Genomic DNA, 21,341 nt, shown 5'->3' on the forward strand with positions numbered 1-21,341 from the left:
GATTGTAGGGAATCGCGGCGTGGTGTGTGCGCCACGGAACTCACGTTAGCCGTCTGGCCAGGGCCATGCGGCTGAAGAGTCATGCTGTTAAAGGCTCGCCGGCGGCGCTCAGGGACATGCCGATGGCGGCGACGAACGGCGCCGGCTGCGCGATCTGAAAGCCGAAGTCACGCGCAATCCGCTTGGCCAGTTTCAGTACCGCGCGATCTTTCGAAACCAGCCAGTCGGCCTGCGCGGCGTGCGCGAGCTCGAGAAACTTCTGGTCGTCGCGGTCTTTGCATTTGGGCAAGGGCTTGGCGTCTTCCGCTTGCGCCTCGGGTTCGACCAGCTGCGCGAGCCGCGCGACGACCGCCAGCGCCGCGGCCTTGTCCACGTTCCGATGCACGAATTGCGGATAGTCGAGCACGTAGGTGAGTTCGGCGAGGCAGCGCGCGTCGATCAGCGCGGCCAGCGCGCCGCTTTCAAGCGCGGCCGCGATCGGCCGCGTGTGCGGGTCGTCGAACACGAGTATGTCGATCCACACATTGGAATCGAGGACGACGCGCAAAGCGTCGGGTGAGGCATGGGAACCGGGCATTCGTTACAATCTGGCTTTCGTCTTTGACCGCCAGGCACGGCGTGCCTGCAAGCCTCTATGATAATCGTTCTGTCGCCGGCGAAATCGCTCGACTACGAAACCCCGCCTCACGTCAAAAAGCACACGATCCCCGATTTTGTCGACGATGCGGCCGAATTGATCGGCGGATTGCGTCGTTTGTCGCCGCAGCAGATCGCCTCCCTGATGGACATTTCGGATCAGCTCGCGCACCTCAATTTCCAGCGTTACGCGCAGTGGTCGCCCAAGTTCGGCACGTACAACGCCAAGCAGGCGGTGCTGGCGTTCAATGGCGACGTGTACGAGGGCTTCAACGCGAAGACGCTCTCGTCGGCGGATCTGGACTATGCGCAGAATCACGTGCGCGTGTTGTCCGGCCTGTACGGTTTGCTGCGTCCACTCGATCTGCTGCAGCCTTACCGGCTCGAAATGGGTACGCGTTTCGCCAACCCGCGCGGCAAGGATCTGTACGCGTTCTGGGGCGAGCGCATCACGCAGGCGTTGAATGCGCAATTGAAGAAGAACGCCGCGGCATCGCGCGTGCTGGTGAACTGCGCATCGGGCGAGTACTTCAAGTCGGTCAAGCCGAAGCTGCTCGAAGCGCCGATCATCACGCCCGTTTTCGAGGACTGGAAGGGCGGCCGCTACAAGATCATCAGCTTTCATGCAAAGCGCGCGCGCGGCTTGATGGCGCGCTATGCCGTGGAAAACCGCCTCGACAGGCCTGAGCAACTGAAGGACTTCGACGCCGACGGCTATGCGTTCGACGCTGATGCCTCGAACGATTCCACTTACGTATTCCGCCGCCGCGTCGCTGAATAAGCGTTGCGCCGCGCATAGAAGCAGGGAAGAACATCATGACGTTATCGATTACAAGCAACTTCGACGCGGGTGCGATCGAAGTGCTGTCCTGCGAAGACGCGGGCAATATCCGCTTGCGCGTGCGGCCGGACAGCCATGCCGAGTTCGCGCAGTGGTTTTATTTCGGTTTGTCGGGCGCGGCGGGCGAGCGCTGCGTGATGACCTTCGAGAATGCGGCCGCGTGTGCCTTCGCCGAAGGCTGGCGCGACTATCAGGCGGTGGCGAGCTATGACCGCGTGAACTGGTTTCGCGTGCCCACGTCCTACGACGGCCGTGTGCTGACGATCGATCACACGCCGGATTTCGACCGTATTTACTACGCGTACTTCGAGCCGTACAGCGAGGAGCGTCATTCGGAGTTTCTCGGGGCGGTGCAGCAGATGCCGCAGGCCACGCTCACCGAATTGGGCACGACCGTCGAAGGCCGGCCCATGTCGCTGCTCACGCTCGGCACGCCGCAAAGCGGCGACACGCCCAAGAAGAAAATCTGGCTGATCGCGCGCCAGCATCCCGGCGAGACGATGGCCGAATGGTTTATCGAAGGTCTCGTGAAGCGGCTCGCGGGTTGGGGCGATTGGGCGGGCGACCCGGTCGCGCGCAAGCTCTACGATCACGCCGTCTTCTACATCGTGCCGAACATGAATCCGGACGGCAGCGTGCACGGCAATCTGCGCACCAATGCGGCCGGAGCGAATCTGAATCGCGAGTGGATGGAGCCGGATGCCACGCGCAGTCCTGAGGTGCTGGTGGTGCGCGACGCGATTCATGCCACCGGTTGCGATCTGTTCTTCGATATTCACGGCGACGAGGCGCTGCCTTACGTGTTCGTGGCCGGCTCCGAAATGCTGCCGGGCTTTACCGAACGGCAAGGGCAGGAGCAGAAAGCGTTCATTGAAGCGTTCAAGCAGGCGAGCCCTGATTTTCAGGACAAGTACGGCTACGCCGCGAGCAAGTATCGCGAGGACGCACTGAAGCTGGCGTCGAAGTACATCGGCAACGAATTCGGTTGTCTGTCGCTCACCCTGGAGATGCCATTCAAGGACAACGCCAATCTTCCCGACGAACGGGTGGGTTGGAACGGCGAGCGTAGCGCGTCGCTCGGCGCTGCGATGCTGCAGGCGATCTTGCGGCACGTGGAAACATTTGCCTGAACATCGCCGCGCATAAAAAACAAGGCACACACTTCACGGTGTGTGCCTTGTTTTCATTGGGGCGCTTGTTTTGACCTGTGGCGCCGGCGGCCCGATGCCGCAAGCGTGACCCGTTATTGAGTCTTTTTCTTCGCCGGTGTCTTCTTCGCGGTTGCTTTGTTCGAACTCGTTCGCGACGATTTGCCCGAGCTCGGTTTGGAAGACTTCGTGGTCGCCTTCTTCGTCGTTTTGCCGCTCGCCGAGTGCTTGCCTTTGGCGCTTTTATGCTTGCTCGACGACGCTTGCGACCCCGATGGTTCAGCGCTGCGTGCACGGGTCGGCGGCACCGGATCGTTCCAGCTGAACGCCAGCATCTGCGCGCCGACATAGCCGCAGCGGAACTTCAGATCGGCAGGATCGCCGCCGCCACTCTGGCGGATGCCGAGCCCTTCGACGGTGACGATGTTATCTACCTTGACGCGCTGCTTGCCCTCGTCGAACGAATCGTTCCATGGCGTGACCGACGCGTGCGCGCTGTCGAACGAACTAGGTGGAAATTCGACATGGTCGAAGGCGGTCGACGTGCTGGCGACAAAGTTGCCATGCGCCGCGCAGTCCGCAACCAGCGGGTCCGCGTGCATATCATTGACAAATTGGTTGACGAGATCGTTGTGCTGCTCGAGTTGATCGGCGAATGCGGGAGCAGAGCATATGAGCGAGAGACTCGCCGCACATGTTGCCAACCGGCCGACCAACCGCAGCAATCGGCGCGGTACGTTGGTGCGATCCATCTAGTTCGTTAGACGCTAATGAGATGAGGCACGTAAGATGCCCGGCGAGAGGGTGGAGTTCAATCCTGACACAAATATTTTGTCCTGTTGATGGCGTGTCCGCTGGCGGCTCGATGTTGTCGAGTCGCCAATTGCCGCAAGTACGCGTTCGGTGCCCGCGCAAGTGTCAGGTGCGCGGTCCGCCTAGCCGGTATCGCCGCACATCATAAGTGGTGACCCACGCAGGGCGGTAGACCGCGATCAATGCCGTCGACATGCCAGTGAACCAGGATTCCCCGATGGCAAGTAGAAACACGCTGAACGCGTAGCCCGCAGGCACCACGGTCATCGAACCGTCGGCGAGGGCGATATGAATGCCGAGGGCGGCGGCGGCCGTGAGCGACACGGCGATGGCAGGCGAGACAAAACCCTGGCCGAGGATGAACATGAAGAGATTGCGTGGCAGCCACGCGATGCTGATGCGCTGGAGCAAAGTGGAAATGCCGACCGGCAGTGCACCGTAGACGAGGAAAGTTAGCGCGATGCCCTGCCACGGGGCATCGAAGATGACGGCGGCAAGACCGGTGACCACCGCCATGGCGATCAGCGCCAACGCCCAGTCGAACAACGTGACGACTAGCGTGGCGCCGAGCAGATGCATGACGGTGCCGTCGTCGAGCCATGCATTACTTGCCCACAGCACCGACACTGCGACGATGATCGCAAGCCAGACATGCTGCAGTGTGCCGTCCTGAAGTCGTTTGAAAGGATTTTTCCACAGCGCGAGCGCGACCACTATCGCAGTGGCGATCCAGCCACCGACAGCGACCCAGAACGGAAGCGGTGTGTAGAGGAAACCCATGAGTCTCATATTACTCGTTGGACGAGAAAAGGTGTGAGCGGATTCCATGCCAGCACGCGCAAACGCTGCCGGAAAGTGCTCGCCCGGATTCTGTTGCGCGCGCCGGCTGCGCTCATGCAGGACCTTGTGCGAGCGGGTCCGGTGCCGCTCCGGCGGGCGCCGCGTCGCCATATGGCGCGCCTTGTTCGGCCGCCATGGGCAACAAGGCGGCCGTGTCGTTAGCCGGCAACGGATATTGGAAGCGGCGCCGCGCGCGGCGCCGCAACGGCACCACGCCGGGTTGCCCCATGATCGGGCGCAGCAGGCCATCGCCGCCATTGCGCAGCACTTGCAAATGGTTCGACAGCCAGCCGTTGTAGAGCGCGACCGCGGCGGCGCGATTCGGCGCACCGAGCTGCTGGAATATGCTGGTCAGATGGATCTTGACGGTGCCTTCGCTGATGCCGAGCGTGCGCGCGATCATCTTGTTGGTGCTGCCCATGTGGACACAGCGCATGATCTGCTGCTGACGGGGCGACAGTACGTTGGCCAGTCTGGTGCGGCGCGGCGGTGGGCTCTTCTCGTCGAACGGCCGGATCGCGGTGTCGGGCGGCAGCGGAGGATCGAGCGCCAGCGCGCCGGGCGGCACGTAGTGACCGCCCAGCAGCACCATTTCAAACGCGCGCACGATCAGACAAGGATCGGTGTCGCGCGGCACGACGCCGAGCACGCCTTCGTCCATCAGTTCTCGCACGGCGACCGGCGAGATCTGATCGGTGAGCACGGCAATGCGCAGATCGGGGTAATGGCTGAGCAGATGGCGAATGTCGGAGATCGACATCCAGTCCTGCCAATCGATCAGGAGCAGGTCGGGCCGTTGACGTTTGAGCGTGCGTTCGACCTGACGCCAGTCTTGTGCCTCGTTGAAACGCGCCAGCCGGTCGATCTGCCGCAGCAGCGCTTTGAGCCCATCACGTCGTTCCGCGTCTGAGTTGAAAATCAAGAATAATCCATACAGTAACCTCATAAATCATTGTAAGGCCCGTACCAGTTGGGTTTGAGCCGGATATCAGCTATCACTAGTTATCACAGGATACCCCTAAATAGCGCCCTTTGTGGGGGTAGAATACCTGCTTGATACCCCCACTCCGACCGCACCCTATGCCACTGAATACCCTTGCTGTGAAGAACGCCAAACCCAAGGATAAGCCCTACAAACTGACGGACGAACGCGGGATGTTCCTGCTAGTGACGCCAGCTGGCGGCAAGCTGTGGCGGCTGAAATACCGTTTCCTGGGCAAAGAGAACCTGCTGGCGCTGGGCGCTTTTCCTGAAGTCTCCCTTGCCGATGCGCGCGACGCCCGCGAGGATGCGCGCCGATTGCTGGCAAAGGGTATCGACCCAAGCGCAGACCGGAAAGCAGCTAAACAGCAAGCGAAGCGGGTAGCTGGCGACTCGTTCGAAGCCCTCGGCAAAGAGTGGATACAGAAGATGGGCGCAAGATGGTCTGCCGGGTCTCGCGCCGCCGTTCAGAGCCGGTTAGCCAATCACGTCTATCCGAAGATTGGGCCGCGGGCTATTGCGGGCATACAGCCCCCGGATGTGCTGGATGTGATTCGGGCCATTGAAGCCCAGGGCGCGCGCAACATGGCGCGCGTCGCGCATCAGTACATCAGCGGCATACTGCGCTTTGCCGTAGTCACTGGCCGCGCATCGCGTGACGTATCGGCAGACGTTCGCGGGGCACTTGAGCCCGCGTCACCCAAGCATCACCCAAGCATCACGGCACCGGACGATATCGGCAAGCTGCTAGTCGCGATTGACGGATACCAGGGAACGATTTGGGTCAAGCATGCGCTTCAGTTGCTCGCACACACGTTCGTGCGCCCCAGCGAACTGCGGGAGGCTACATGGTCGGAGATAGATTTTGATGGGCGCCTATGGTCAGTGCCGGCCGAACGTATGAAGATGAGGAAACCGCACCTGGTGCCTTTGACGGACACGACCGTTGCAATATTTTCGGCATTGCATGCAGCGCGCGGCAAGAGTGATTATGTTTTCCCGGGCTACCGGTCGCCGGACGTGCCGATGAGCGCATCGTCTCTTTTAAAAGCAATCGACAAAATGGGGTATGGCGAAATCCATGTGCCGCATGGATTCCGCGCGATGGCGTCAACCCGCCTTCACGAACAGGGTTTCGCAATTGATGTGATTGAGGCGCAGCTTGCGCACGCACAGCGCGGCGTGCGAGGCATATACAACCGCGCGCTGTACCTGAAGGAAAGGGCCGCCATGCTCGAATGGTGGTCCGCCTATCTGGACGGACTCACCAAGGCCGCTATGGCCCGCTAGAGCGTTCTATAAGGGCGTCCGCCCTGGGCGGCGCGCTATCCAGGCCGCCGCAAGCAGCGCCGCTGGGGAGCCAGCCGCGCCGCTTTTTTTTCGTCTTTTTTCAACCCTTTGCGCGATTAAAAATCCGTTGCGGATCAATGCGTTAGCTACTTTCCAGTATAGCAATTGCTATAAAAAACCGTTATTAATCAATGACTTGCAGCATAAAAACGATTGCGGTATTGAATAGTGATGCGGTACATTTAACTATATGCAGTTCTATTGTGAGTTACGGGCGTTTAAAAAGGGGAATGGAATGATTGATCGTATTGTGCGGGTGGATGAGGTGGCCGCGATCCTCGGCATCAGCAAGCCGACGGTTATCCGGTGGGTTGAACGTGGCGTACTTCAGAAGCCAATCAAGATCGGACCGCGTGCGGTGGGCTGGCGCGAGTCGGACATTGAGGCGTACATCGCGAGCCGCGAAGAAGTCGGCGCGGAAGCGCTCGCCTGACCTGCTTTACCCGTAGGACTGCATTACCCGCTTTACCCGCTTACGAAGTGAGATTCGAAAAATACAAAAAAAATAGCCCGCTAACAGCAGCGGGCTATTGCATGGTCGGTTTGGCTAGAACCGACCTTTCTCACTCGATAGAGGGTTTAAGCATGACACAACGCCTAAGTGTTTCACAGCAATTTTCAAGAATGATGGAGCGTGAGCGCGAGCTTGCCGCGATCAAAAACGTGGCGGCGCTCGAACGCGGCGTACTGTTCAACGCCCTGCCGGGGTCGGAGTGGCAACGGGACGACGCCGCGTACTTCGCAACATCAGGCGACAGCTACCGCGTGCGTCCTTGCCATGAGGGTGAGTGGACGGGCGGCGAGCAGTACGTGTGCCTGCACAAAGTGTCGTCGGTGATGCGCGTTAAATACGCATTCGACTTCACCGGACCCGAAGGCTTTGTTGAGCGCTTACTCATGCCTACCGGCGGCGATGCAGAGACAGCGCGCGCCATTCTCTTCGCCTGTCTGCGCGATCAGAAGCCATTCGATATCCATGAAGTCGCGCGTGTCGTTAATGCGATGCGCGACGCCGGCACCGGACTCGCCAATTAATCAGAGACAGATATGAAAGGCCAAAACTTCACGAACACCATGCTTTGCTGGAATCCGCGCGGCGACGTTTGCCTGATTCCGTGGCCGGATACGACCGGCGAAAGCGATGCTTTCGAGCGCACATCCGGCGCTTGCTATACCCATATCGAAACAGCGGGATTCGAGCAGCGAAAGGCGCATGCGTTTATAGCGGCAATGCACCTCATTATCCGCGACGGATGCGACCCGGTGACGGTGCATTGTGCATTGCTCGGACTGGACGAATACCGCGACGGGCTCGCTCCAGAGCTTGTAGGGCAAAACGTATAGGCGAAAAAATAGCCGATTGCGCAAACAATCGGCATTTATCCTTTCGGATCAACGAGTTACAACAAAATCGAGACGTAAATATTATGACACACGATACAGCAATTGCAAAAGATATTTCACTGACTTTTACCACGTTTCCTGACACGTTCGCCAAGGCGAAGACAGAGCGCTTTTTGCCGTGGGCCCGCGTCTTCAGCACGCTCGAAAAGCCGGTAGAGCGGGAAAGCAAAGCCGATTGCCCCTTGTTGATGCTGGCGAAGGTGGGCGATAAGCGCACGGCTAAGGGATCACTTCGCCATGACGACAATGTGCTGGCGGTTTTCGGCCTGGCCGGGGACTATGACGCGGAGGAGGTGAGCATAGATGAAGCCGCCCGCCGTGCCGAGGCCGCAGGCATCGAAGTGTTCTTCTACACCAGCCCCAGCCACGCCCCGGAAGCGCCCCGCTGGCGGGTTCTGGCGCCGCTATCGCGCGAGTATGCACCCGCCGACCATGCGCGGTTTATGGCGCGGCTAAATGGCGCCCTGGGCGGCATTCTCGCGGCAGAGAGTTTCAGACTCAGCCAGTCCTACTACTTCGGCAAGGTGAAGGGGACGGCATACGAGCATCGCCATGTGCCCGGTGAGTTTTTGGACCTTGCGGATACGATCGCGGAAGTGTGGCCCGAAGGAAAGACGAACTATGAACCCCGGCAGGCCGACGCCGCTCGCATTGACGAGTTGCCGCGGGGCGATCAGCTAATCATTGACGAGCTGCACGCACAGGGCCGGGTTCTGGGGGAAGACGCCAAGGGTCTGTATATCACCTGCCCGTTTGTGGAAGACCACACAGACGGCGTGCAAGGTAGCCAGACATCTACCGCGTATCTGTTCCCTACGACGCAGCACCCCGAAGGCCGTTTTGCGTGCCTGCATAGCTGCAAAGAGAAGCACCCGGCGCATAAAGATTACGTGAAGGCGCTTTTTGGCGAGCACTACCGCGAGAAATACGAGGAGCCAGTCGGGGAAGACGGTTTCGAATCGCACGAAGCGGCAGACGACCCCGAACCCGCCAGCCGCAAGTTCAAATTCTATTCAGGTGACGACCTCGTGGCGAACTACGCGGTAGCGCCTGAGATTGTCGAAGACGTTCTGCCCGAACGCGGGGTAGCGATGGTGTACGGCCCCTCGGGCAAGGGTAAGACGTTCTGGATGCTCAACCTGGCGTTTCATGTGCACAACGGCATCAAGTGGCGCGATAAGGACGTCAAGCAGGGTGACGTGATGTACATCGCGGCGGAGGCCGGCAGCAGTATTACGCGGCGTATGAAGGCCGTTAAACAGGTTCACCCCGACTGGCGCGCACCGTTCGCCGCCACGATGGCGCCGAACCTCTCCAGCCGCGAATCACTGCGCGCAGTACGCGACGCCGCAAAGGCCGCTGGCAAGCCTGCAATGGTCATTATTGACACCATGTCTGCATCGTTCGAAGGGGACGATAACAGCCAGCAGGAAATAGCGAAGATGATGCACAACCTCATGTCTCTAGCCGACGATCTGGAGTGTCTTGTCGTGTTCGTGCACCACACGAACAAAAACGGCGACAGTTTCCGTGGGTCGGGCGTGCTCTATAACGACGCAGACGCCGTGCTCGAACTGAAGACGGAAGAAAAGGACGGGGTTCATAAACAGTGGGTCACGCAGCACAAATTGCGTGACGGCGAGGCGGGCAAGTCCTACCCGTTCAGTTTCAGGGTATCCGAACCGCTCGGGTACAAACCGAACGGCAAGCCGATCACGTCGCTTACGGTTGTGGAGGAAGATCAGGACGAACAGCCGGCCGCCACGCGTGTAACGGATAGCAAAACCGTAGACGAAGCGGGCCGCAGGGCGCTAGACCGCGAAAACATTGCCCGTCGAGTTCGTGATTCTGCCCGGATGGACCCGCCGCGCTACTACACGGCTACCAAGTTCCGCGAACGTTTCGCCGGTAGGGCGGGAGGGATGGATATATCAGACCCGCGTATGCGCGTGCTACTCGCGGAACTGGAGGAGGATGGGTGGGTTGTTACGGGCAAGCGCCCGGACGGCATGAGAACCCCGGGGGACAGGGGGGTTTTGCTGATCGGGCCGAAGGCACCGGCATTGCCGGATGAGTGGGCGACGAGCGACGAGCTGGAGGTTGTCGAAGGCGAGGAAGCGCTTGCATGAGGTGCCACAAGGCTGAATTTGTTCGCTATGTGAACTGGCGATATTTTCCAAATCATGGCGCACAGGTGTAGTCGAAACCCCCGGATAGGCGGATTTTGCACGGGACGGAAAATAAGTCGGATAGTCGGATTTTTGTCGAGGATTTCAAGAATCCGTCTTCCTGAAACCGCCGACCAGTATAGGTTTGACCCGGATTTTAACGGAAGTCGGATAGTCGGATTCTTAAAAACACGAATCCGACTTCCAAGAATCCGACTTTTTCGCCTTGCTGGGCGGGGGTTTGCGACGGATTTTGGAAGTCGGATTCTGCCGTTATCCCCTACGGGGACGGACTTTGGTAGTCCGTTCCCTCGGTGACGGAGTAGGCGCGGTGAACAACCCGGCGGCAAGTAAGAGAAGGGGTAGTTTTTCACCTGTGACTTTTCAGCAGCAGCAGCAGCCCATGGCGCGATGCGCAAAACAGGGGAACGAGATGAAAAAAGTAAAAGGCGAGCTGGAGAAGAAGCTTGATGCTTTCCATGTCGCGATCAAAGCTCAGGCTTTGTTAATTGCCTTGGAGTGGGCCGGCGGCAGTACGAGGGTGTTATCGGACGCTTGCGGCGGCACAGAAGGGCTGGCGCGGCAATGGATTCACAGAAAGGAATTGTCGCCTATGGCAGCGTTTCTGCTCTCGAAAATTGAGGGGTTTCCTCTGTCCGCCCGTGAAATGCGTCCAGACGTGGATTTCAGCCGTTTTAAGCGGATTCGCTGTAACGGATGCGGAAAGCGGATCAATGCGCCTTCTTACCGCACAGGGTGTCGCTCTCCAAGAAACGATTCGGCCAAAGTGAAAGCTGCAATTGCAGCAGCATCCCTCAAAAATTGATGTTACCGGTCAGTCACACGTTTACACACCAACCGGCGATCTGGACGACCTTTAGATAATCGCGCGCCGCCGTACGCACAAGTGTATGCATGACAATGCGCCGTCTGGGCGGCGCGTTGCTCTAAAAGGCAGTCCGCTTTCGCGAATAGCAGTAAGAATAACGCACATCGGAACACCCCGAACCACCGCTGTACTCGTAGCTTTTCGTTGCCATGCACCTGTCGTCCGCGACCGCGACCACAGCATAAAAACCGGCCGAATCGTAGGTGATGTTTTTCCGGGTTTGCTCAGCAATCACAGCGTTGAGTGATTGCTCACTACAGTTCTCGAAGTCGTCGCTGTCTGCCGGCCCCGCGTGCCGGGTCCAATAGACAAGGCCGACCAGAATCGTAGTAAGAACCAACGCGGTTTGTTTCCAGACAGGAGCGGTCAGGTCTTTGCGAGTCCAGCGCAGTGCTTTCGCGATCGCGAACGCCAGTAGCCCAAGCACAAGAGGAGGCACGAGGTAGAAAGCAGCAAGGCCAATCCAGTCCTGACGGTGGAAGCTGCTATTTCCTTGGCGCTCGCACATTGCGTCCATTCGGCTGGCCAGTTCGTTGGCTTCACTGACACGGCTGTTCTGTCTGAGATACGAAATCGCATTAAGCGTGTCGTCCATGCACCTCAAGACTTCCTTCGCGTGAAGATCGTGTACCGAATACGCAATGTACGCCGTAACACCGGCAAACCACACGGCGAGGAGCACGACGAGGATGCGAGTTCGTTTTTTTTTTTTCATTGTTCTTCCAAGGATTCTGCCCGCTCGAATGGTTATCGACGGTCGGCGCGGAATCTTGAAGGCAGGGGTAAGGAAGTTCGTCTCGTTGACCGCGCGCTGTCAGCGCCCGCCGCCGACGAATTCGAGGGAACGTTCATCGAACAGACATGCACACACCGTGCGGGTGCTGTTCAAGCGGCACGCGGCAATTTGTTTCGGCGGCACGCTGGCGACTGTACCCCGGAGCGGAGCGGCGCCCTTGCGAACATGCAGCGTGAGCGAACAACCGGGCGCATATGTCGTGCGCCTCCCGCAAAGTATCTTTGGCGAAGTGAGCGTGCCATTTTCGACAATGCGCTCCACGACGACCGAACAGGCAGCGAAGCCATAGGGGCTCCAGTGAAGCGCAGCGCTACGTGTGCGCGGCTGGAAAGCCCTAGTGAGGTACGCTCACTGAGGGCGTGCGCCCTCAGTATAACGTCCGTATGTCAGCGCCATAGCTCTAGCTCTTTCCAGTTGGCAGGAAACCCCATTGCATCGACTGTGGCCACATCTGCGCAGGTGGGGAAGGCGTCTATCAACTCTTTCAAAGAGTCTTTCCATCCGTCATCGAACCCCAGTGCCTGAAGCAGGAATTGAATGACAGCAAGGCCGCCATAAACGTGGTCGCGCAAAAGCGCGTTATGCGGCCCTGCCAAGTGGGAAAGGATTTCAAGCTCACCCCTTCCGGGAGGTTTAGGGTTGTCAGTGAGTGCCCGATTCCATAGGCGGCTGTGATGAGCGGATATGTTCCGCAGGTGACTGATGGTCCTCAGCCAGCTCACAAGCAACACGGCCCTTGGGATGCCCAAATCGGAAGCTACCCGTTGGCGATCGCTCTGCCTCAAGCCCGAGTAGTAGTATGAGAGGAGTCCAAAGTCCCAAACTTCGATCGAAATCCAAAGTGGAACTGGAGGCTCGTATTTGCGGCGAAAGTGTTTCATAAAGTCCTCTTTCGACCGAGACACGAGCTTATCGTGTTGCTCTATCCAAGCCGCGAAGTTTGACTTTCTTGGGGTTTCGCCTGGCGGGCAACTTGGAACCGCGCAAAACTTCGGATCGAGTAGGTCTACGTTCAGATGCGCACACGGATCTGTGGCCGCCATGTGATAAGCGATCTTCGCGCGCAGCGAAACCTCCAGACGTTCGATAGCGCGCGTCGCCAAGAGGCGCAACGATTGATCGAACTTGTAAAGCTCTGCCACCTGTGAAAACGTGGAACCCGGCACGAACTCAGACGAGCGGGTTGGATGGTCTGGTTCTCCTGCATCACCAGGCGCCCGCGGGACGAGCACTCGGAAAGGGTAAAGATAACCGCTCAACCGGTAGTATCCGAGATTCTCCAGATGCCACAAGGCATGCGGCTCGTCCTCGATCAGGAGCCCGCGCGCTCTGAGAAGTTCGAGTTGCTCGCGATAGCTAAGGTGACGTTTCGCGTACGGGATCGGCATGATTTTTTTTTGGTACCCGTTAACGAGAAAACCCAACCGTGCAAACTTCGCAGAGGGTTGGGCCGTATTAGCAACCATTCTACAGAACCCTTAGTAACGGCTGCAATTTCTTTTTCGCAATTGCTATAACACTACACCTGACGGCCCCCACCACATATTGACGTGCGCGCTGCGGGGGATCTGCTGGAGGACAAAAAACCCCATAGATTCAACGATCTACGGGGTTTTTTTTTGTTCCGTGCTGGCGGAGAGACGGGTAGCGCCTCAGAACACTGACCTGACCAACGGCACATCTAACGAGAGCGTCACGCCAGCCGATTCTATCGTCAATGCGGCAGAGGGCATTGCAGATTTTGTGCAGTACCTTACGCCAGACGGCGTAATTGTCGCATCGACCCTTGACGCGAACGCGCAAGGCGCCAGCACGCCGGGGGCGTCACGAACAGCGAGACGGGCGCAACGCTCGCTCCAGCAGTCGTCACCCGCACGGTTACTGGCTCATTCGGCACGACGGGCACGGGCACCAACCCCGTGACGCAGACAACCAATTATTCCGCATGGCGGGCGGCTTCCCCCCTGCCCGGCAACCTCGACACCAGCCCCCGGCCAGAAAACGAACAAATGCTACGCGCCCTTGCTCTCTCTCTCTCCGCTGGCGTGCCCTGAAACTGACGCACCAGTCCAATTCGGCGCGGTAGTCACTCCGGCGCCAGCCCCCAAGCCCGATGCATTCAACCTGTCGCCAGTTGACGCCCACGGCGTTAGCACGCCATCACCACGGCGAACTGACAAGGGAGGGGCGTGCCGACCAAACACACAACGAGATTGCGGGCCTATCTGAACCTTGTCACTCTGGCGGCGAATGATGCGATGCAGGCGGGGCTTCTGGATGCAGCGTTTTGCGGCGGGTGATTCGCTCGACAGTCTGACGGCGCACAGGTCCGAGTACCGCACGATCCTGGCGCCCGCCGGCAAGTACAGGTATTGCGTCAACAACGACGAAGGGGACACGGAGACGTGCATCCATATTGATGCGGGCGTGTCGGTTTCCATCAGCGACGAAGCGCGCCGCCGACTAGCCAACGAACAACGCATAGAGCAGCCAGATACGCCCGTAAAGCCGCCCTGAGAGGCGGCTTTTGCTATTCTGGCATGCCTGCTTTATGCGGCGCCAATCATACCCGCCAGCTTCAGCGCACGCGCCACGGTGGGGCGGCTCACTTTCAGAAGGCGCTCAATATCGCTATAGCTCTTTCCCGCTTTCTTCAACTCCACGATGTTCGCATGCATGTCAGCGTCAACGCGCCGCCCTTGGTAGCCCTTCTGTTCTGCCGGCTTGTCTTCATCCGCAGCACGGCGGCGCGCAACGCCTTCAGCCGCACGGCGCTTGCGGTCGTCCAGATCCTTGCGAGCGACAGCCGCCAGCATATCGAGCATCATTTCGTTGACTGCCGACAGCATCCGGCCTTCGAATGATTCAACGCCGTCCGTTGACTTCAGCGCGCCATAACTGGTGGGCAGATCGAGCGCAACAACCCGAATACCTTTGGACTTCAGCAGGCCGCGCAGCTTGTTCCAATCCGATTCACCAAGACGTGACAGGCGGTCTACTTGCTCAACTAGCAGGACGTCCCCTTGCTCGCTCTGTTCAATCAGGTTGAACAGTTCGGGACGGTCAAGCTTGGTGCCCGATTCGTTCTCACGGAACCAGGCGGCGATGCGCACACCTTGCTGTGCTGCGAATTCGCGGATTGCGTTTTCAGCACGGTTAGCGTTTTGGTCTGCGGTCGAGGCACGAAGGTAAGCGCGGATGAACACGTTGGACTCGCTAGTTACGTATGGATGACTCATATTAACTAGTTACGTTTGGATGGTCAACAGGTTTATTTAACTATCTAGGCATCATGCCGCAGCAAGAGGCATATTAGTTACTCACAGGTATGCCTTAACTTAACTACCCCTGAAGTACGTAGATGGACTGTTTTCTGATTTAAGTCCACGCACCGCGTTACCGGGTAACGATAGGGCATCGGGTGCCGGTGGCGCGCCGTGGTGTGAGTCCGCCACCTAGTGCACGATAGGGCGGCGCGCCGCCAGCACGACAGCACCCGCAGTCCAATGGCCCCTCCTGAAACGCCATGCGCGCCGCCCGCATCCGATGCGCGCGGCATGAGCTAAGTCATTGATGTGATTGATGTTGGTGTGCATCGCACACGATACAATCGGGCCAGATTCAGCCCGTTTCGGCCGTTTTTGCCCAATTTTTCGGGGACCCCTCCGGGTAAAATCGCAGGGCGCGAAAACCCTTGCTAGGGTCAGCTCGACGACCGCGCTAAAACAAAAGACCCTTTTTGTAAGCAAATCGTAAACTGGAATTTGCCTCCAGTTCCCGCATGCCTGGTGAACTGGAATTTGCCTCCAGTTCCCGCGTAATCAGCGGCTCGCAAATCACCAATGAGGACTCCTAAAAACCGCTTGCGTGCGGGTAAACGCCTGTGTTACCTTGGTATCGCGGTGGACATAAACTTGACCCGCCAGCGCAGAACGAGTAACCCGCGCAATGCGGGCAGTTTTACCCAAAAGCAGATTTACCGCGCAAAGCGGGCATTACCAAAAAGCAGAAGTAAAGCGAAGCCAGCACATAGCGGTCTCGCGGCAGTACCGGACATACGTCCGTCAGATCACCCCCGGCATAGACCACACAGTAAAAATCGCGGCTCGATTTCGCATCGACGCCATGCCTGTGATCTCCATCTAGGATCGAAGATGACCGATATCAACGCCCCTACATTGCCTGCCTTACGCATAAAAGCGTGGCGGGCTTTAGTCGTTGGCGTGAGCAATTTCGCGCTTAGCCGCCACCTCTTTTACACCAACTGCCCGCCCGGCGACTTCCCCGAAGACACAACCGTGCACGTTGATACCCGCGTCGATATCGTTGGCAGGCCATTCGCGCTGCACATCGAAGACACGGGCCGCCCATCGCTCACATTCCAGGTGTTTGCGTCAAAGCGCCACTCTCACGCGGCATGGGGCATTCGCCGCAGCGCCGACGGTCTGTCTATCGAAACGCCGGCAAAACGCATGTGGCTAAACGGCTTCTCGATGGACGAACTGGCAACGCTCGCGGCAATGCCCGTCGAGCCAATTGGCTACGGCTTTTCTAAACAGGGAGAAAACTATGCCCGGTGAATTTTCAGTGGATTCAACCCCTGGCGGCGGTTTCGGCCTCGGCGCTATTTTCACTGGTCTAGCCAAGCAGATAGGGGACGCTCCCCAGCAGGCCGCCGACCTTGAGTATCAGCGGCAGTTTCGAATGAATCAGCTCGCAGGCCAGACCCTCGCAAATCAGATGGACGCTCTCAAGCTCCAGCAGGCGCAGCAGGCGGAGAGCCAGCAAACCGCAGAGAACACGGCTCTGGCCGATGTCTACGGCGGCACCGATAGCAGCGGCACAGCCGGGCAAGGCCAGCCAGGCGCAAGCAGCGCCGGCAACGGCAGCGTAGGCAACGCATTGGCATCGCTGGGCGCCGCGCAACAGCCCGGACAAGCACCGCAACAAGGTCGGGCAGCGACACCGGTGCCCGCTGGCGCACCAATCGCAGCGAACGCGCCGCAAGCGCCTAACCCTGCTTTGCCCGCGCCTTTGCGCAACAACAACCCCGGCGCGTTGACGGATTCGAAGACGGGCCAGTTGATGAAGTTTCCGACGATTCAGGCGGGGCAGCAGGCGCTCGCTAATAACCTGTCGTCATACGGCGCAAAGGGTATCAACACCGTGCAGGGCATCGTCAGCACGTGGGCTCCCGCAGCGGCAGGCAACAATACACAAGCCTACGTGCAGGATGTTGCTAGCCGCCTTGGTGTCTCCCCGAACCAACCGCTGAATATGCAAGACCCGAACGTGAAAGCGGCATTGGCCCGTGCTATCTCAATTCATGAGAACGGGCGTGCAGCGGTTGACTCGACGGCGCAGGGCATTCGCGGGAGCCAGTCGCAGGCCCAACAACAACAGAAGCAGCAAACCGCACAGGCCGTCGATCAGGCGGTTGCGCAACCCTCGCCGGTGGACAAGCTGAACGCGCGTGCGGATTCGGGAGTCGCGCACACCTTGCCCGAGTTAGTGCAAACAAGCACAGCGCAAGACCGGACAATCAGCCTTTACCGGCAAGCCGCAGACAAGCTCAGGCAGCAAGGCAACATGGCGGGCTATCTGGATCTGAACGCGAAAGCGGACAAGCTCCAGGAACAGCAGCTCGACAACAAGGCCGCCGTCATCAAGGCGCAGAACCTGAATTTCAAGGAGATTGGCGACGACCTGCACGGCAGCACGGACCAAACGTCGTATAACGCAGCAATCGATACGATGCGGCAGAATCCTGACGTGTACAAAGCCTACCTTGCAATGCGTCCCACGGGCGATTACACGCAGGACCGGGGCATTATCGCGACCATGCAGTTTAAGGGCGAAGGCATGGCCCAGATTCAGGAAAACGAGAACAAGAAAGCCACGCTGGCCCTGAATCGGCAGAAACTTGACTTTGCCGAACGGAAAGCGCAGACCACGGCGGCGGTCAAGGATGGCACTTACGTGCCGACCGATTACGAGCTGGGCAACGCTGGGCAGTCGGTTGCGCAAGACCCGCGTTTTGCGAGTCTCTCCCCGGAACAACAGACATATGCCCAAACGGCGGTAGCAAAGACAATCAAGGCGCTACAGCTCGCTAATCCTTCATTGTCGGCAGCAAAGGCCGGGACGATGGCCGTCCAGTCGATCACGCCCGAACAGGTGGTGTCACGTTCGCTCGACAGTGCCGGCGCACCAGCCGCGCCGGTTAATCCCGTCGATATCGCGCGCCTGGAGAATGGGGAGCTTATTACCTCAATCATTCCGTCACGTGGGAAGGATGCATACGCGCAGCGCTCCGCGCTATTCAATGCCGCCGTTGCCGACAAGATGGCGAAGAATCCCGGCATGGACATGCAGACGGCGGTGAATGAGGTCAACATGTCCCACGGCAATCAGGTCGCAAAGGGCAAGAGCGTGGGCCAGCTCACGGCGATGTTCAACAACGCCTCTATCGCGATGGGCCGGATGGACAATAACCAAAGGCTGGCGGAAGACGCACTTAGTCATTTGCAGTCAACGGACCTTGCTCCGGTGCTTAATGCCGCGGTTCGCAAAGAGCAGAAATTCGTCGGCAACCCGTACCAGACTCAGCTTTTTAACGCGATCAACGGTTTCGCGGACGAGAACGCCAAGTTTATCGTCGGCAGCTTTACCGGTTCGGGCGTCACGTCCGACTCGTCCCGGAACCAGTCGCTCGCGATGTTTAACGACGCCATGACGCCGGAACAGTTGGCCGCAGCCTTCAAGGTGTCGAATTCTGACGCGCAGATGACCTTGAAGACTATTGGCGGGCGCCTCGGTGCGATGGGCGGCACGACAGTGCCAGCAGGCAGCGCAGCGGCGCCAGCAGGCAACGCAGCAGGCGGCAAAAATTACTCCAACCTGTGGGGCGGTTAACATGGCTCAACCTTGGTCGGCAGTAGAGGCAAATCCCCAATATCAGGCGCTCCCGCCTGACCAGAAAGAAGCGGCGCGGAATCAGTATTTTCAACAGGTAGTCGCGCCGAAGGTGCCCGACGCAGAGCGCGCGACGGCACGGTCGCAATTCGACGCGGCGACCGGCCCCAGGAAAGCACCCGTCAGCGCACCGTCAGCGCACCCTGGCGCGAATACAGCGGGCTTTATCGGCGGCAATCTCGGCAAGGGTGTCGCCAGTGTCGCCGGGATGCCGGTGGACCTTGCCAGCGATGCGGTGGAGGGCGTGAAAGGCGTTGCGAACCTGTTCGGCGCGCACCTGAAGGCCGATGAAAAGCCGGTAGGCGGCAGCGCGTGGTTTGAAGACGAGTTCAAAAGACACGGCATGATGCCGTCCGACGCCGTGACCACGCCGACCAGCACAGGCGGCAGGATCGCAGCGGCCGCGCTCCAGGCGCTCCCGCAGGGCGCTCTGCCCGGGGGCGGCGCCAAAGCCGCAGCGCGCTACCTTGGCGCGGCGGCGAGCGGTGCAGGCGGCGAGATTGGGCGCGTTGTGGGCGGCACTCCCGGCCAGCTTGTCGGCTCGATGCTCGGCGGTGCTGGCGGTGGCATGGCGGGGCGCGAGAACCCGCGCATTGCGGCAGGGGCAGACGCAAAGAGGGTTCCAACCGCAGCGCAACTTGCGGCAGACCGTGCGGGCATTCCGCTCACACAGGGCCAGTCAACCGGGAGCCAGCCTCTAAGGTGGATAGAGGACCAGCTACACAACACTTTCGGCTCCCGTGGCACGGCGCAGGAATCGGGGGTAGATCAGGCAGCGAAAGCCGTGGATTCTATCAACCGTCTTGCCGATCAGATGCAGGAAGCGCCGAAGGGGGTAGAACAGGCCGACGCGCGGACGAATATCGGGGAGCGGGTACAGAACGCCTACAAAACGGCAATTGACAGCATGGTCAAAGCCCGAAAGGCCGACGCGGATAAAAACTACTCGGCAGTGCGGGCCCTGGCTGGCGATCAGCCTGTGGTGAAGTATGACAACACCATGCGCGAGCTAGACGCCATCATCGCAGAGCATGAGGGTGTGCCGTCCGACGACGCCCGGACGATCACCCGAAAAGCGCGGCAAATGAAGGAGGATTTGACGACGCAGACCCCCGGCGCCGCAGCGACTCCCGCAACGCCGCCGTCAAGCATTCTCGACGCGCAAGGCCGCCCCCTGCGCGCCGGTACGCCCGCAACGCCAGCGGGTCCGACGCAAACCGGCGTGGCCGCTCACACGATCACCAACGCCGTGCGCACCGCCTCGAATTGGGGCGCGGCGGCGCGCAGAACGGGCAACATCTTTCAGGACATCGACCCTAACGCGAATCAGATCCTTGCAAAGCGTCTTTATGGGGCGATCAAGCGTGACTTCGATGCGGCGGCGGCAACCCCTGATGCGGCTTGGGCTCCAGCACTGGCGGCGGCTAACACCCGCTACGCTCGCCAGTCGCGAACAATCGACTACGTGACCCAATCGACGCTTGGCAAGATGCTTGGAAAAGACCTGTTCGACGCGGATTACTCAGGACTTCAGGCGTCAACGAAAAGCCCTGAGTCAGTCGCGCGAAAGTTGCTGGCGCTGGACCCAAGCGAAGCGCGCCACGCGGCGTCTATCCTGCAAAAGCACGCCCCGGAAACACTTCAAGGCGTGAAGGCTTTCATGTTCCGCGATGCGCTTGCCCGCTCGATGGACGAGACCGCCCCCGGCACGACACAACTCAACTTCACGAAGTTCCGGGCCAACGTCAAGAAAATGGAGCCGCAGCTCAATCACCTGGGGTTCACGTCGGATGAGAAAAGCCAGATCAATGACATCATCGGCACGATGGAAACGATCGGCAAGCAGGCGAAGCCGAAAGCCGGTTTCACTGGCGCGGACAAGGCGGAAGGCGCTGCGCTCCTGACGGCCACTGTGATGGGCCAGGGTTTGCACGCCGCCGCGATTGCGGGAATCACGGCCATAGGCGCGCGGGGGTTCTCTAGCCTACTCATGACGCAGAGCGGGCGCCAGGTGCTACGCCAGATCATGCGCGCAAAGGACGTTCGCTCGCAGATGGCCGCACTCGGCGCGGCGCGCGGACTGGCGACGGCGTATGGTGCCTACGACGAGCAAAAGCGGGCAGGGCAGTCCGCCCCAGCAGTGCAGACCGGACAGCAGGCCGCGCCAGCACAAAACCGCCCGACCCTGACGGCACGCCCGAACGCAGCACAGACCGCACGACCGCAAGCAGGTTCACCCGCAAACGCAGCACAAGCCCCGACTACCAACCCGGCAGACCAAGTCACGGTACGGCAATTGGCGGGGCTGGGGGTGCAGGGCAGTCAGGCCAGCCTGCTTATGCGTATGGCGAGCGAGCGAAACGGAATGGCGCGTATCAAGGCAATGAAGCCGCCGCGCGCCGTGCTGGAGGCGCTGTACAAGTGGAAAGCGCAAGCAGGGCAGTAAAGAGAAGGGGGGGGGGGGGGGGGGGGGGGGGGGGGGGGGGGGGGGGGGGGGGGG

19 protein-coding genes are annotated in these 21,341 nt (G+C 59.6%); 12 read left to right on the top strand and 7 right to left on the bottom strand.

The window, feature by feature from the left end; translation table 11 throughout:
- Positions 1-79 precede the first annotated feature (79 nt).
- Positions 80-577, bottom strand: a complete 498-nt coding sequence (locus tag P0D80_RS42960) for a putative toxin-antitoxin system toxin component, PIN family (RefSeq protein ID WP_408292979.1) — start codon at positions 575-577, stop codon at positions 80-82.
- A gap of 57 nt (positions 578-634) precedes the next feature.
- Here P0D80_RS42960 and yaaA point away from each other — a divergent pair, with 57 nt between their 5' ends.
- Together yaaA and P0D80_RS42970 are read left to right on the top strand one after the other, a co-directional pair.
- The gene (gene yaaA / locus P0D80_RS42965; protein WP_408292982.1) at positions 635-1,417 is read left to right on the top strand and encodes a peroxide stress protein YaaA; all 783 of its coding nucleotides are present in this window, start codon (positions 635-637) and stop codon (positions 1,415-1,417) included.
- A 35-nt stretch (positions 1,418-1,452) separates the two neighbouring features.
- Positions 1,453-2,607: a M14 family metallopeptidase gene (locus P0D80_RS42970; protein ID WP_132375229.1), complete on the top strand. Its 1,155-nt coding sequence runs from the start codon at positions 1,453-1,455 to the stop codon at positions 2,605-2,607.
- Positions 2,608-2,720: 113 nt separating this feature from the next.
- On the opposite strand, the gene P0D80_RS42975 is transcribed toward P0D80_RS42970, so the two are convergent.
- From P0D80_RS42975 to P0D80_RS42985, 3 genes are all read right to left on the bottom strand, one after another.
- On the bottom strand, positions 2,721-3,377 hold the full coding sequence (locus P0D80_RS42975) for a BspC domain-containing protein (RefSeq protein ID WP_408292987.1): 657 nt from the start codon (positions 3,375-3,377) through the stop codon (positions 2,721-2,723).
- Between the two features lie 166 nt (positions 3,378-3,543).
- The gene (locus tag P0D80_RS42980; protein ID WP_132375227.1) at positions 3,544-4,218 is read right to left on the bottom strand and encodes an energy-coupling factor ABC transporter permease; all 675 of its coding nucleotides are present in this window, start codon (positions 4,216-4,218) and stop codon (positions 3,544-3,546) included.
- A gap of 112 nt (positions 4,219-4,330) precedes the next feature.
- Positions 4,331-5,224, bottom strand: a complete 894-nt coding sequence (locus P0D80_RS42985; protein WP_408292991.1) for a response regulator transcription factor — start codon at positions 5,222-5,224, stop codon at positions 4,331-4,333.
- 134 nt (positions 5,225-5,358) lie between these two features.
- On the opposite strand from P0D80_RS42985, the gene P0D80_RS42990 reads away from it, so the two are divergent.
- The 6 genes from P0D80_RS42990 to P0D80_RS43015 all read left to right on the top strand — a co-directional run bounded on the left by P0D80_RS42990 (position 5,359) and on the right by P0D80_RS43015 (position 11,007).
- Positions 5,359-6,549, top strand: coding sequence for a tyrosine-type recombinase/integrase (locus tag P0D80_RS42990; RefSeq protein WP_408292994.1), 1,191 nt, complete (start codon positions 5,359-5,361; stop codon positions 6,547-6,549).
- A 295-nt stretch (positions 6,550-6,844) separates the two neighbouring features.
- Complete coding sequence (locus tag P0D80_RS42995; RefSeq protein ID WP_408292997.1) at positions 6,845-7,042, top strand: helix-turn-helix transcriptional regulator; 198 nt, start codon at positions 6,845-6,847, stop codon at positions 7,040-7,042.
- 47 nt (positions 7,043-7,089) lie between these two features.
- Positions 7,090-7,644 carry a hypothetical protein gene (locus P0D80_RS43000; protein WP_408293000.1) on the top strand — a complete coding sequence of 185 codons (555 nt, stop codon included), beginning with the start codon at positions 7,090-7,092 and terminating at the stop codon, positions 7,642-7,644.
- A gap of 12 nt (positions 7,645-7,656) precedes the next feature.
- On the top strand, positions 7,657-7,953 hold the full coding sequence (locus P0D80_RS43005) for a hypothetical protein (protein ID WP_408293003.1): 297 nt from the start codon (positions 7,657-7,659) through the stop codon (positions 7,951-7,953).
- Positions 7,954-8,036: 83 nt separating this feature from the next.
- Complete coding sequence (locus P0D80_RS43010; protein WP_408293006.1) at positions 8,037-10,142, top strand: AAA family ATPase; 2,106 nt, start codon at positions 8,037-8,039, stop codon at positions 10,140-10,142.
- Positions 10,143-10,512: 370 nt separating this feature from the next.
- Positions 10,513-11,007, top strand: a complete 495-nt coding sequence (locus tag P0D80_RS43015) for a hypothetical protein (RefSeq protein WP_408293009.1) — start codon at positions 10,513-10,515, stop codon at positions 11,005-11,007.
- A gap of 121 nt (positions 11,008-11,128) precedes the next feature.
- Here P0D80_RS43015 and P0D80_RS43020 read toward each other — a convergent pair whose 3' ends face one another.
- Together P0D80_RS43020 and P0D80_RS43025 are read right to left on the bottom strand one after the other, a co-directional pair.
- Positions 11,129-11,785: a hypothetical protein gene (locus tag P0D80_RS43020; protein WP_408293012.1), complete on the bottom strand. Its 657-nt coding sequence runs from the start codon at positions 11,783-11,785 to the stop codon at positions 11,129-11,131.
- Positions 11,786-12,252: 467 nt separating this feature from the next.
- Entirely contained in the window at positions 12,253-13,332 is a 1,080-nt protein-coding gene (locus P0D80_RS43025; RefSeq protein ID WP_408293015.1) for an Abi family protein, read from the bottom strand.
- Between the two features lie 811 nt (positions 13,333-14,143).
- Here P0D80_RS43025 and P0D80_RS43030 point away from each other — a divergent pair.
- On the top strand, positions 14,144-14,383 hold the full coding sequence (locus tag P0D80_RS43030; RefSeq protein WP_408293018.1) for a hypothetical protein: 240 nt from the start codon (positions 14,144-14,146) through the stop codon (positions 14,381-14,383).
- 32 nt (positions 14,384-14,415) lie between these two features.
- Here P0D80_RS43030 and P0D80_RS43035 read toward each other — a convergent pair whose 3' ends face one another.
- A complete protein-coding gene (locus P0D80_RS43035) occupies positions 14,416-15,072 on the bottom strand; it encodes a recombinase family protein (RefSeq protein ID WP_408293021.1) in 657 nt (218 codons plus the stop codon).
- A 948-nt stretch (positions 15,073-16,020) separates the two neighbouring features.
- Between P0D80_RS43035 and P0D80_RS43040 the strand changes: the two genes are divergently transcribed.
- From P0D80_RS43040 to P0D80_RS43050, 3 genes are read left to right on the top strand one after another with little or no spacing between them, the layout of a single operon-like run.
- The gene (locus tag P0D80_RS43040; RefSeq protein ID WP_408293024.1) at positions 16,021-16,446 is read left to right on the top strand and encodes a hypothetical protein; all 426 of its coding nucleotides are present in this window, start codon (positions 16,021-16,023) and stop codon (positions 16,444-16,446) included.
- Positions 16,436-18,781, top strand: a complete 2,346-nt coding sequence (locus P0D80_RS43045) for a hypothetical protein (RefSeq protein ID WP_408293027.1) — start codon at positions 16,436-16,438, stop codon at positions 18,779-18,781. The genes P0D80_RS43040 and P0D80_RS43045 overlap by 11 nt, the downstream gene beginning before the upstream one ends.
- Before the next feature lies 1 nt (position 18,782).
- Entirely contained in the window at positions 18,783-21,287 is a 2,505-nt protein-coding gene (locus P0D80_RS43050; protein ID WP_408293030.1) for a hypothetical protein, read from the top strand.
- Positions 21,288-21,341: the final 54 nt, after the last annotated feature.

The organism is Paraburkholderia sp. RL17-373-BIF-A (assembly GCF_046030175.1).
Taxonomy (GTDB): domain Bacteria; phylum Pseudomonadota; class Gammaproteobacteria; order Burkholderiales; family Burkholderiaceae; genus Paraburkholderia.